The organism is Microcoleus pseudofavosus SVA1_A4, assembly GCF_036700565.1.
In the GTDB taxonomy this organism is placed as follows: domain Bacteria; phylum Cyanobacteriota; class Cyanobacteriia; order Cyanobacteriales; family Microcoleaceae; genus Microcoleus.
This window is the reverse complement of the sequence record NZ_JAUBPE010000056.1, coordinates 1-13,612: the sequence shown is the minus strand read 5'-3', so window position 1 is coordinate 13,612 and position 13,612 is coordinate 1. Positions and strand designations below refer to the sequence as shown.

Annotated in this window: 6 protein-coding genes and 1 pseudogene; 3 read left to right on the top strand and 4 right to left on the bottom strand. The window is 47.7% G+C overall.

Translation table 11 applies throughout. From position 1 onward, the window contains the following. Positions 1-167: 167 nt before the first annotated feature. From QUA02_RS21990 to QUA02_RS21980, 3 genes and pseudogenes are all read right to left on the bottom strand, one after another. Complete coding sequence (locus QUA02_RS21990) at positions 168-5,606, bottom strand: trifunctional serine/threonine-protein kinase/ATP-binding protein/sensor histidine kinase (RefSeq protein ID WP_333030640.1); 5,439 nt, start codon at positions 5,604-5,606, stop codon at positions 168-170. An 87-nt stretch (positions 5,607-5,693) separates the two neighbouring features. Then, positions 5,694-6,082: pseudogene (locus tag QUA02_RS21985) on the bottom strand (sensor histidine kinase); the annotation flags it as partial. Then, positions 6,069-6,473, bottom strand: coding sequence for a serine/threonine-protein kinase (locus QUA02_RS21980; RefSeq protein WP_333030638.1), 405 nt, complete (start codon positions 6,471-6,473; stop codon positions 6,069-6,071). The gene QUA02_RS21980 and the pseudogene QUA02_RS21985, both read right to left, overlap by 14 nt. A gap of 1,116 nt (positions 6,474-7,589) precedes the next feature. On the opposite strand from QUA02_RS21980, the gene QUA02_RS21975 reads away from it, so the two are divergent. The 3 genes from QUA02_RS21975 (at position 7,590) to QUA02_RS21965 (ending at position 13,145) form a co-directional block, all read left to right on the top strand. Then, positions 7,590-12,368 carry a glutamate synthase-related protein gene (locus QUA02_RS21975; RefSeq protein ID WP_333030637.1) on the top strand — a complete coding sequence of 1,593 codons (4,779 nt, stop codon included), beginning with the start codon at positions 7,590-7,592 and terminating at the stop codon, positions 12,366-12,368. A 242-nt stretch (positions 12,369-12,610) separates the two neighbouring features. After that, positions 12,611-12,880, top strand: a complete 270-nt coding sequence (locus QUA02_RS21970; protein WP_006631613.1) for a type II toxin-antitoxin system Phd/YefM family antitoxin — start codon at positions 12,611-12,613, stop codon at positions 12,878-12,880. Continuing rightward, positions 12,867-13,145, top strand: a complete 279-nt coding sequence (locus QUA02_RS21965; RefSeq protein WP_333030635.1) for a type II toxin-antitoxin system RelE family toxin — start codon at positions 12,867-12,869, stop codon at positions 13,143-13,145. Before QUA02_RS21970 ends, QUA02_RS21965 begins: the two co-directional genes overlap by 14 nt. 36 nt (positions 13,146-13,181) lie before the next feature. Here QUA02_RS21965 and QUA02_RS21960 read toward each other — a convergent pair whose 3' ends face one another. Beyond that, positions 13,182-13,568: a DUF8810 domain-containing protein gene (locus QUA02_RS21960; RefSeq protein ID WP_510182597.1), complete on the bottom strand. Its 387-nt coding sequence runs from the start codon at positions 13,566-13,568 to the stop codon at positions 13,182-13,184. Positions 13,569-13,612: the final 44 nt, after the last annotated feature.

The following is a 13,612-nucleotide window of genomic DNA, read 5'->3' as shown; positions in this document are numbered from 1 at the left end:
TTTAGGTAAGAGATGTTGATACTTCAGTTGAAACTAAGTAGAAAATGACTCCGGGAACCCTGATTGAACGACAGCAGTTCATGGCAGAGGAACTGCTGTCAGCTAATCTTGTAGTTGCGAGGTGGCGCTAATTGCGCTAATTGCCCTAAAGATATACTACCAACTGCTCACCCCGGAATAGAAATCACAAACTCCGAACCCTGCCCCAGGCAGGAATTCACGAGTAACGTACCTCCATGTTTTTCCACCACAATTTGGCGGGCTATAGACAATCCCAATCCGGTTCCTTGACCCACAGACTTAGTTGTGAATAAGTGGTTAAAGATGTTTTCCTTGACTTCGTTCGACATCCCCACTCCATTATCCTTTATGCGAATCACAACCTGATTGTTGGATTCGCTCAGAGCAGTTTGAACCGTGATTTGGTTGGGTAAGGCTTTAATTTCACTAAAACTGCGCCCCTGATTTGACTCCTCCAAAGCGTCAATGGCATTGGCCAGTACGTTCATAAATACTTGGTTCAACTGTCCGGGAAAGCATTTTACTAGGGGCAAGTTACCATACTCTTTCACAACTTCAATGGCAGGGCGAAACTCGCTGGCTTTTAAACGGTGCTTGAGAATCAGCAGAGTGCTTTCGAGTCCGTCGTGAATATTAAAAGAAACTGGTCGATCGCTATCTGCCCTGGAAAACGTTCTCAAACTCGTACTGATATTGCGGATGCGATCGACTCCCTCGTTCATTGAGCCAATCAATTTCGGTAAATCTTCTCGCAAATACTCCAAGTCTATATCCTCAATTTCTGCTTCTATTTCTACTCCCGGATCGGGAAATTTTTCTTGATACAGGTCAATCAAGTGGAATAAATCCCCCACGTAGTCTTGAGCCGGCTGCAAATTGCCGGCGATAAAGCCTACGGGATTGTTAATTTCATGGGCTACCCCTGCCACCAGATTGCCGAGAGCAGACATCTTCTCACCCTGCACCAATTGCAACTGCATCTGTTTGAGATCGTGAAGATAAAGCTCTAGTTTTTGGGCATATTCCTGGGATTGTTGATACAGTCGGGCGTTCTGTAAGGAAATTGCTGCTTGGGTACAGAGGAGATTGAGGATTTCAACGCGATCGCTTGTAAAAGCGCCGATAGCAAGGTTGTTCTCCAGATACAGTACGCCTAGCAGTTTTCCCTGATGGAGAATCGGCGCACACAGCAGGCTTTTGGGGTGCTGGCGGATGATGTAAGGATCTGCCATCAGCGAAGAATGAGTTATTGCATGACTAATCACTAACGGTTGTAAGGTGCGTTTAACCCTCTGGATTAGCGTAATGGGAAGCTCCTGACTTTCCTCAAGCGGAATTGATAGCAGCACAGTTGAGCAGCAAACGACTGTGCTAGTTGCTTCAACGATTAATCTGTTCCCTTTGAGCAATAACAAGGCAGATTTGTCAGCGCCGGCATTTTCAATTACCACTTGCAGCAGCGTCGAGAGTAATCGCTCTAGATGAATTTCGCTAGAGAGGGTTTGGGAAGCTTTGAGAACAGTTTCTATATCTAATACAGCAGATATGTTACGGCTGCTAGAAGTGGACGATCTGTTAATCGTATGAGATGTAAAGGTATTCCTTTCATGGAGCATTATTTCTGATGCGAGCTGTAATTCATCCGATTGCAAAATTAATGCTAAGAGTTCAGGATAGGATTGCTCTAGCTCCCTCACCTTAGCTGCGGCTCCCCAGTGGGCGTAGCTATAGTAAGCATCGTGCATGTAGTCTCTAGCAATGCGGGGTTTTCCCCACTCTAAACAGAATTTGGCTGCTAATTCATTTGCTAGGGCAACTTCTTGGAGATATTCGTTTTCTGTCGCTCCCGCGATCGCGCGATCGTAAAATTCTATCGCCTCTGATTTGTGACCTAAAACTCGGTATCGTTCGGCTTCAACTAAATAAAATTTGTGCAGGTAATTGGCTGGATCGTGGTCAGCCCAATTTTTGATTTTTTCTTGGTTTTTAGCCACCCGATCGAGAATGCATTGCTGTTGTGTCTTGGAAACCCGAACATAAATTGCTAGATGGGCTAGAGAATCATAAGTGTAGCAGAGCGGAACGATGAATAAGCCTGTAGCCCCACCTATATAATTTTCGGCGGCAATTGCTGCTTCCACCGCCAACTCAAACTTGCCAAACAGGTAACACAGATTCAGTTGGCTGGCATAGAAATAGTACAGCGCAGTTAGATCGCCCGATCGCTTCAAGGCTGGCACGATTTCCTCGCGATCGAAGGCATCTCCAGTCAGTTGCCAAGGTTCGGCAGAACCGCCTACCAGATTCAAAATTGCTTGCTGAAAAACCGTCAAATGACTGGTAAGCCCTTCTTGGTTGAGGAGTCTGAGTTGCTCTCGGAAAGCAGCGCTCTCTTGGCTGAGATCGCTTAGTTCTCGACCGATAAACCAACAGTATGAGATGTAAATAAATCCGCAAATGGCAGCCGATTCTAAATCTCCAGTTTCCAATCCAACTTCATAGCCTTCCCGGAGAAACGCTAAGCTGTTCTTGAGCGGCTCTTTCCAATGCCACACGCTACAGTAAATTCCGACATAGACTCGGGATTTCAGTTCTTTGGCATTGAAATGTTCGAGCAACTTCAGTGCTAGTTTTGCACACTGATAGCCAAAATCAATCTCTCCTGTCATGCCACAAAGTATCAGTCCATAGTAGGCATAACCAATTGCAGAAAATGAAGTATTGCCATATTGAACAGATAAATTGACCTGTTCGAGCACAATAAACGGTAACAGCGCTGGAGTGGCAACAAAGGCAGCAGCAGAAACAGCGGCAAGAATCCGTACAACTGCTAACTTGTTAGGATCTCTCATCTGTGGCAGAGTCATTAAGTCCAGAGGTTTTCTTCCAGCCAAGATGGATTTAGTCGCCTCGAATGCCTTTACAATATCTAATTGACTGGGTTGCTCTGGAAGACTGGTTCCTAGACGCTCCACAATCTTCACGGCAATCTGCACTGCCTCTATAAATTGATGTTGGGCTTGAGCAGCTTGAATTTGAATTTCATAGACCTTAATCGTATCCAACAGAGTTCTAGAGTGTTCTGCAATGATTGCCGCCAATTGTTTCATCTGCTCGAAGTTGCCGCTCAGGTAAGCCGCTTCAGTGGCAGCTTCGTAGAGGGCTAGGGTTATTTCGTACTGGGTTTGCCAGCTATCTTCAGCTAACAAGGCGATGCCTGTCGTGCAATACTCAAATGCGGCTGTATAGGCAGTTGCGGCTCTAGCTTTTTGTCCGGCTTTTAGATTGAGTTGGGCGAGTTCTATTTGCTCCGATGGATGGACGATCAGGGATTTGCCGATATTTAGTTGGTTAACTATCTCAAACAGTTTTTCTTCTTTTTCGGCAACCGATGTATGAGTTAGTAACAGTTGCCCAATTTTTAAGTGAGCGATTTGTTTTTGCTCGTCTGGAATCAGGGAATAAGCAGCTTGTTGGACGCGATCGTGCAAGAATTTGTAAGAACACGAGTCAGACTCCAGAAGTTCCGAGCTAGAGGGATTTTCTTCCCTCAATTGAGACTCTTCCTGAAAAAACTTATAAACCTCACTTGTGGGTAAAACCAATCCCTCTTGTAATGCTTTCCATAGCTCTGAAGCAGTCTCGACCTGAGATTTTTCGCGAACGATCGCCAGGGTTGCTAAGTCAAACTCGTTGCCAATGCAGGCGGCAAGTTTCAGTACCTCGCGAGCCGGTGCAGGCAACTTCTGCAACTGAAGTGCCATAAACTCAACCACATCATCCGTTAACGCCAGCGAGCGAATTTGAGCAATGTCACACTGCCAGTAACCAATCTCAGTGTTGAATGTAATCCCTCCCTCTTCATGTAGCGCTTTGAGAAATTGGGTGGCAAAGAAGGGATTACCTTGAGTTTTTTGGTACACCAATTCTGTCAGAGGTGCAGCAATCTCTTGCGAACAACTCAGGGTGTCTGCAACCAGGTGGTTGAGGTCATTTTGGAGCAGGGGTTTTAGAGTAATGGTGTTGACTAGGGCACCGCTGCTGCGAACTTCATCTAGCGTCAGCATTAGTGGATGAGCAGGAGAAACCTCGTTATCCCGGTAAGCGCCAATTAACAGGAGGTAGCCAGCGTGAGTGTCGCTCATTAACAGGTGCATCAACTTGAGCGATGCCGAATCTGCCCACTGCAAGTCATCGAGAAAAATTACTAGCGGATGGTCTTGGGTGGTAAATACCTGAATAAACTTCGGGAACCACAAGTTGAAGCGATTTTGACTGGCATTCCCAACCTGTTCCGAAACAGGTGGCTGTTGACCGATAATCCGTTCGAGTTCGGGGATGACTTGAATAATGACTTGTCCGTTTCCTCCCAGTGCTGAGAGAATTTGGGCTTTCCATCGCTCCAAGTGTTCGTCTGTCTCGCTCAACAGTTGTCCCATTAAGTCGCGAAATGCTTGGACAAAGGCAGCGAAGGGAATGTTGCGGTTGAACTGGTCAAATTTTCCTTTGATGAAATAGCCGCGCTGCCGGACAATAGGTTTGTGCACTTCGTTGACTACAGCCGTTTTTCCAATCCCGGAAAACCCGGCAACGAGCATTATTTCGCTGCTTCCTTCACTGACGCGATTGAAAGCATTGAGCAGGATTTCTACTTCCGTTTGCCGGCCGTAGAGCTTTTCTGAGATGAGAAAGCGATCGCAAACATCCCGCATTCCCAACTCAAATAGTTCGATTTGTCCGTCTTGTAATTGTTGCCAACATCGCTCTAGATCGTGTTTGATTCCAAGAACATTTTGATAGCGGTCTTCCGCATTCTTTGCCATTAACTTGCTGACGATATTTGAGAGTACCAAAGGGATCTTTGGATTCACGCTGTGGGCGGTAGGCGGTTGCTTGGCAACATGACAGTGCACCAATTCCATTAGATCGTGGGATGGAAAGGGTAGTTGGCCGGTGAGCAATTCAAAGAAGGTGACACCGAGCGAATAGAAATCGCTGCGATAGTCAATTCCCCGGTTCATGCGCCCGGTTTGTTCTGGGGAGAGATAAGCTAGGGTGCCTTCTAGTCCGTTTGGGTTTTGAGTGGTATGGGTTTCGCGAGGAAGCAAAGACGAAATGCTGAAATCAATCAGCTTGACTTTTTTGGTTTTGGAATTAATCAGGATATTGGCAGGTTTGAGGTCTTTGTGAATGACTCGGTTTCGGTAGAGTCCGTTGAGAATGTCAGTTATTTGAATGGCCATCGCCAATATTTCTACTAGCGAAAGCGATCGCTCTTGGGCGTACTGTCGCAGAGAAATGCCACCAAAATCCTCCATCACTAGGGCATAGCTGTTGCGGTAGGATTCTAGAGTGTAGGCTTCAACAACTCCTGACAAACATAGATTTTTGGCAATGGCATATTGGTTGCAAAATTGCAGCAGTTCGCTGAAGTTGGGATAGTCTCGCTTGAGCAGTTTGATGACAACTGGATACTGGTCTATTTCTCGGATGGCTCGATAAACTAGGGTTCTGGAACCGCTGTAGAGTTGCTCCGTCAGACGGTAGCCGGGAATGGTATTGATTAAACCTACGGTGGCATTCATTATGGACTATCCTAATCTTCAATATTGATTTTTAACAGTTAATCTGGACTTGGATTTGCGAGGTTGAACGGTGATAGCACTTCGACCTCACCCTTTCACCGGCAACAAGATTACAAATTCAGTTCCTTGATGGAGTACAGAGTTGACCTCGCTCTCCCCGTATATTTTTCTACTACAATCTGGCGGGCGATCGCCAATCCCAATCCCGTTCCTTTACCGACTATCTTGGTGGTAAATAAGTGGTTAAAGATGCGCTGTTTTACCTCTTGAGTCATACCGAGGCCATTGTCAGCAACGCCAATTGTCACCCACTCCTGATTCTTTTTTTGTGTGCTAATTGTGATGCGATTCGGATTGGCTTTAATCTCAGCAAAACTGCGTCCCTGGTTCGATGATTCTAACGCATCGATCGCGTTTGCCAAGATATTCACGAACACTTGATTGAGCTGCCCGGGGAAGCACTCAACTGCTGGCAAGGTCAAGGGCGTTGGCAATTTGAATCGCCACGGGCAGAAACTCGTTAACGGGCAAGCCTTCTAGGGGTTCCTTGCTAGCGGATGCTAAACGAGCGAGGTAGCTACTTAAGGAAATTCCCCCAAAGTCTTCCATCACCAGAGCATAGTGGTTGTGGTACGTCTCCAGGCTGTATGCCTTAACACTGCCAGGGATCTCTAAGTTTTTAGCAATGATGTACTGGTTGCGGAAGTGAACGAGTTCGTTGAAGCGGGGAAAGTCATTTCGCAGCAGTTCGATCGCGACGGGCTGCCCATTTGAACACCGAAGTCCGCGATCTACTAGAGTTCGATTGCCTGCGTATACTTGCTCGTTAATGTGATATCCTAGAAAAAGATTTGTGATGTCAGTCATACCTACGTATTCCTACTACTTTTGTCAAGCCCGAAGCTTCTTAGAGTTAGTATCTAATATTGTCGCTCTATCTGCCGTGTTCTTCAGTGAATTACATTTTTCTTAACATATTTGGGAGGTCAAACTATGAAAGAGCTATTTGAAAAACAAGACTTAATATTTTATGTAAGAGCTGTTGATACGGCAGTTGAGACTGAGTAGAAAATGACTCAGCTTTAGCCGATTGAACGACAGCAGTTCAGGGAAGAGGAACTTAAGAACCTAATTAATAGGCGTGGCCTAATTATGGGGTGATTTTTGACACTCTCGGCCCTAAATGGACTGAGATTATTGATTCAAAAAGGCTGCGCTGGCTCTACCAGATACTCCACAATGTGTCGTAAATCCTTGAAATAGCCTTCATTGATGAGTTACAAACGTTTGTGGGTCAAAAAACACAAATTAGGGTTGTGGACAACTGTCAACCTGTTGCGGCAAGCCATCTTAGCCTGGGTTCTGGACGATCGCTTACAAGACTTGCGCGCAAACTCTGACTGTAATCGGTCAAATTTTATCAATTTCTTGATACACTTAATGTTCGCGGCCCGAGAGTTGACTGCACAATAAGACAGGTTTCACGAGTTGTGAACCGCGCTGCTACATTGCACCTACCGACTGAGCGGGCAGGTGGGCTTTGTGTCTGCGGGCGCTGACGAAACCAACTCAACAGCGCAGCCAACAAAATAAAGCTAGATTTACTATCTACCTGTGTTCGCTGCAAGGCTACCCTTGCGGACTCAGGAAAAACACACACAAAAAGCCCGCGCGGCGCAGCTATCCCGTAGGGAATCGCCAGCAAAGTATCCATTTGCAGGGCGGCGATTTCCCAAAGAATCACTGCTTTTTAACAGCAGGGTATTCTAGGAGACATCTCCGAAGCGATGCGAGCGAGATAATTTAAAATCTGCAAACAGGGTTTCAGTGCTAAGTACAGGCAGCATCGACGTAAATTTTTATCAAATCAGCTTCCAATGTGCTGTTTTAAAGTTTACTAGGCTCCCACCGCTCGGCAGTTTTCTCTCTCCGAGCTATAAAAACGCATCAACCACACAATCACGGAAATAACATTCAATCAACATGGGTAACACGATCGATCCAAACAGAAACGTGCATCAGACTGAGCGAGGAACTCCCTATGCCGGCCAAAGCTGGTTAGTGGAAGAAAGAGATGCCTGCGGTGTGGGGTTTATTGCCAACCAAAGCGGCGAAGCTACGCACTCGATTATTGAGAAAGCGCTGCCAGCTTTAACTTGTCTGGAACATCGCGGCGGTTGCAGCGCCGATCGAGATTCCGGCGACGGTGCGGGTTTGATGACCGCGATTCCTTGGGAATTGCTGGATGCTTGGTTTGCCGAACAGGGAATTGTGCCTCCCGCGCGGGAAAACTGCGGCGTGGGAATGCTGTTCCTGTCTCAAGATAAATTTCAAGCGACTATAGCGCGGCAGGTGGTTGAGCAAGTTCTGGCCGATCGCGGGCTGAAACTTTTGGGATGGCGCAAAGTTCCCATTGTACCGTCCGTTTTGGGCGAGCAAGCGCTAGAACATCAACCTCAAATCGAACAAGTAATTGTCAGTTCACCGCAATTAGCCGGAGACGAACTCGAAAGACAGCTATTTCTGGCCCGCCGCACGATCGGACACGCCCTGTCAAATCGCCCCAACTTCACCCGCCGAGAATTTTATACTTGCTCTTTCTCTTGCCGCACGATCGTCTATAAAGGCATGGTGCGATCGGCCGTACTGGCAGAATTTTACCAAGACCTGAAAAATCCCGCTTATAAAAGCTCCTTTGCCGTCTATCACCGGCGCTTCAGCACCAACACCATGCCCCGCTGGCACTTAGCCCAGCCCATGCGCTTGCTGGGACACAACGGCGAAATTAACACGCTGTTGGGCAATATTACCTGGATGAAGGCGCGGCAAGCCAATTTATCTCACCCGAATTGGAGTCAAGCGGACATCGACACGTTCAACCCAATTGTCAAATCCGAAAGCAGCGATTCGGCAAACTTGGACAACGTGATGGAGTTGTTGGTGCACTCGGGCCGCACCCCCCTAGAATCCCTGACAATTATGGTGCCCGAAGCCTACAAAAATCAGCCGGATTTAGCTCCCTATCCAGAAATTGTCGATTTTTACGAATATTACAGCGGCATTCAAGAACCTTGGGACGGTCCTGCACTGCTGGTGTTCAGCGACGGGAAACAAGTAGGTGCTACGCTCGATCGCAACGGTTTGCGCCCGGCCCGCTACTGCATTACTAAAGACGGTTTGGTAATTGTGGCTTCCGAAGCCGGAGTTGTCGATATTCCCGAAGCAGATATTGTCGAAAAAGGCCGTTTGGGGCCCGGACAAATGATTGCAGTTGACCTGCAAACCAAGGAAATTCTCAAAAATTGGCAACTCAAACAGCGAATTGCTAAGCGGCATCCCTACGGCGAATGGCTGAAACAAAACCGCGAAATCTTGCAGCCGCAGCCTTTTGCCGAAACAGCAACCCTCGACTCGCAAACCCTGTTGGCAACCCAAACTGCTTTCGGCTACACAGCAGAAGATTTGGACATGGTGATCGTCGAGATGGCGAGTTCTGGGAAAGAACCGACTTTCTGCATGGGCGATGACGTTCCCTTAGCTGTGTTGTCAGAAAAGCCTCAGTTGCTGTACAACTATTTCAAACAGCGGTTCGCTCAAGTGACAAATCCGCCGATCGACCCCCTGCGCGAGGGGATGGTGATGTCGCTGACGATGAATATGGGGCTGCGGGGCAATTTACTGCAAGCAGTGCCGGAAAATGCCAAGCTGCTAAAAATTGATTCCCCCGTACTCAATGACGCTGAACTGTCTTTCTTGAAAGAGCAAAAGTCTTTCCCAGCTACCGAATTGTCAACGCTTTACAAAATTGCAGCCGGGCCTTCTGGTTTGAAAACCGCAGTCGAGCAACTTTGTCAAGAGGCGGCGATAGCGGTGCGCGAGGGTTCGAGAATTCTGATTTTGAGCGATCGACTTTTGAAGAAAGAAGGCCAATCTTCTGCTGTTGGATTGAGTGCAGAATGTACTTACATTCCGCCCTTCCTGGCAGTTGGTGCGGTTCACCACCACTTAATTAGCGTCGGGCTGCGGATGCAAACTTCCCTAGTTGTCGATACCGCCCAATGTTGGAGCACTCACCACTTTGCTTGTTTGATCGGTTACGGTGCGATATCTGTTTGCCCTTACCTAGCCTTGGAAAGCGTGCGCGGGTGGTGGTTCGATCCGAAAACTCAAAACTTGATGCAGCACGGCAAAGTGCCCAATATTACCGTCACACAAGCTCAAGCTAGATACCGCACAGCGGTGGAAAACGGCTTGCTGAAGATTATGTCGAAAATGGGGATTTCGCTGTTGTCTAGCTATCAAGGAGGGCAAATCTTTGAGGCGATCGGCATTGGCGGCGATTTGCTCGATTTGGGCTTCAAAGGCACTGTTTCTCGCATCGGCGGTTTGAGTGTGGCGGAACTGGCTAACGAGGTAATGTCTTTCCACAGTCAGGCTTTCCCAGAATTGCACCTCAAAAAGCTGGAAAATTACGGCTTTGTGCAGTACCGCCGGGGCGGTGAATATCACATGAACAGCCCGGAAATGGCGAAGGCTTTGCACAAGGCTGTGACTACTTTTAAGGCTCAAACTAACGGTAATGGCAATGGGGCCGAACCAAAAATGAGACCCATGGGTCTCAAAAATTCTGAAAGTGCCGCCGAACCAAAAATGAGACCCATGGGTCTCAAAAATTCTGAAAGTGCTTACGATCACTACGAGGTTTACAAGCAACTGCTCGAAAATCGCCCGGTAACGGCTTTGCGGGATTTGCTGGATTTTGTGAGCGATCGCCCTGCCATCCCCATCGAAGAAGTTGAATCTGTAGCAGATGTTGTCAAACGTTTCGCCACAGGTGGAATGTCCCTCGGCGCTTTGTCCCCAGAAGCCCACGAAACTCTCGCGATTGCGATGAACCGCATCGGCGGCAAATCCAACTCCGGCGAAGGCGGCGAAGACCCGGTGCGCTACAAAGTGCTAAACGATGTGAGCGCGGCCGGTTTCTCACAAACGCTACCTCACTTGAAAGGTTTGCAGAACGGCGATACAGCTTCTTCATCCATCAAACAGGTAGCTTCGGGACGTTTCGGCGTGACTCCTGAGTACCTGATGAACGCCCAACAAATCGAAATTAAAATCGCACAAGGTGCGAAACCGGGTGAAGGCGGTCAATTGCCAGGGGCGAAAGTGAGCGAGTATATTGCTTATTTGCGCCGATCGAAACCGGGTGTTACGCTGATTTCGCCTCCTCCTCACCACGATATTTATTCGATCGAGGATTTGGCGCAGTTGATTTTTGACTTGCACCAAATCAATCCGAAAGCAGGAGTTTCGGTGAAGTTGGTGTCGGAAGTCGGCATCGGGACTGTAGCCGCTGGTGTAGCCAAGGCAAATGCTGATGTGATTCAAATTTCCGGTCACGATGGCGGCACCGGTGCTTCTCCTTTGAGTTCGATCAAGCACGCAGGTTCTCCGTGGGAACTCGGATTGACTGAAGTTCACCGGGTGCTGATGGAAAATAAATTGCGCGATCGAGTTTTACTGCGCGTTGACGGTGGCTTTAAAAGCGGCTGGGACGTGATTGTAGGCGCTTTGATGGGCGGCGAAGAGTACGGTTTCGGCACGGTGGCAATGATTGCAGAAGGCTGCATTATGGCTCGCGTTTGCCACATGAATAGTTGTCCGGTGGGCGTGACAACTCAGCAAGAACACTTGCGGAAACGGTTCCCCGGAACGCCGGAACACGTGGTTAATTTCTTCTATTTCGTAGCACAAGAAGTGCGGAGTTTGCTGGCGAAATTGGGTTATAAGTCGATCGCAGATATCATCGGCCGCGCGGATTTGTTGAAAATGCGCGATGGGGTGAAACTAACTAAAACTCAAGCGATTAATTTGGATTGTTTGACCAAGTTACCGGATACTAAGAGCGATCGATCTTTCTTGGTACACGAACCCGTCCACAGCAACGGCCCGGTTTTGGATGACGATTTGCTGGCGGATGCGGAGATTCAAAGTGCGATCGCCAATCACGGCACTGTTAGCAAGAGTGTAAAATTGGTGAATACCGATCGCACTGTGGGAGCAAGAATCAGTGGTGCGATCGCACAGCAACACGGCAACACGGGCTTTAGCGGTCAAATCACCCTCAATTGCACTGGTAGCGCGGGCCAAAGCTTCGGCGCGTTCAATCTGCCGGGGATGACGCTGGTACTGTCAGGCCAAGCCAATGACTACGTTGGTAAAGGAATGCACGGCGGCGAAATCGCGATCGCACCGCCGGCTGGTGCGACTTACGATGCTTCCGAAAATGCGATCGTCGGTAACACTTGTTTGTACGGTGCGACGGGGGGAACTCTGTTGGCTGCGGGTAAAGCTGGCGAACGGTTTGCGGTGCGTAACTCGATGGCGAAAGCTGTGATCGAGGGTGCGGGCGATCACTGCTGCGAGTACATGACTGGCGGCGCGATCGTCGTGTTGGGAAAAGTCGGTCGCAACGTCGGCGCTGGAATGACTGGCGGCTTGGCTTATTTCCTCGATGAAGATGGCAGTTTCCCGGCTCACGTCAACGGGGAGATTGTGAAGATGCAGCGGGTTTGTACGGCGGCTGGTGAGGCGCAATTGAAGGAGTTGATTGAGGCTCAGCGCGATCGAACTGGTAGCAAGAAAGCTGAGAAGATTTTAGCAAATTGGGCTGAATATTTGCCTAAGTTCTGGCAAGTTGTGCCGCCAAGTGAAGCGAATTCGCCGGAGGCTTCGGAACAAAAGATTGCTGTGGAAGCGTAATTTTGCAGTTGGTTGGTTGGTTAAATAGACATCTCCAATAATTACTGTGGAACAGGCATCTTGCCTGTTCAAGACTACGTTTTTTGGAGATATCTAATAGATGAGGAGCAACGCGAGTTGCTCCTTTTTTTAATCTCCACCGAATTTGCTGTTGGCTAAACGTCACATTGGCGATCGATCGACCTCCCAATCCCTGCCGATTTTGCCTAAAATAGACATAACCCACACTCATAACATCTGTCATGCAAAGTTACACCCTCGCAGAAGCCTGCAATCCACAGGGGACAGTCTTTAACCAAGCTGCTGTTGAGCCAGTTTTACTCACTGATAAATCACAGCCCAGTCACGTAATTATGTCGGCTGATGCCTATCAGCGATTGATAGAGAGACTGATGGAATTAGAAGATATGCTTTTAGGCAAAGCAGCAAAATCGGCCCTGAGTCAGTCTCAAATGGTGGGTACCCAAACCTTTGTAGAAACATTAAAACAACTGGCAAATGGCGAAACTTGATGGTTTACAAACAGTTCTCGACTTTCTCAAGGGTTTGCAACCTAAAATAGCGGCTCAAATTGCTAAAAAAGTGTTAGCGCTGAATGTCGATCCTTTACCTAATGATAGCAAGCAATTAATAGGATATCCGGGTTATTATCGGGTAGATAGTGGCGAGTATCGGATTGTTTACAACTTTAATCCAGATGAAGATTTGGTAGAAGTTATTCTAGTTGGCAAGCGTAACGATGATGAAGTATACAAAAAATTAGAGCGCCTTTTATAAGAAACTCATTCTCAGTGATACTGCTCTAACATTCTATCAAATCTGTCGGGCGATCGGCATTCGCGGAGGTGCTGTTTTCCACATCAAATCTATTTCTTCCGGTGTCAATCCGTAAGCTTGATTAACTAAATCGGATAAACGGTGTTCGAGTCTCAACGCCTCAGCTTTGCGAGATTGAATGGCCGGTGCATATTCATTATAAGTTTCGCGGACTGCTTTTAGTCCAGCAACGCCGAGAGGATCGGAGGATTTAGTTTTTGGCATTCGCTTTCTGATTTCTGCTACGAACTCTGCAAAGGAAAGGGCAGAAAAATCTTCGAGTTTTTGTCCGAGTTTATCAATTATATAAGTTATTTCCAGCCATTGCAAGACATCTCGGTGAGTTTCTTGATTACTGTAGTTTAGACTAAAAAATGAGCGCAGCTAAAAGTAGCCACCTTTGAAGCTCAGGCAAGCTGTTGCTCAAC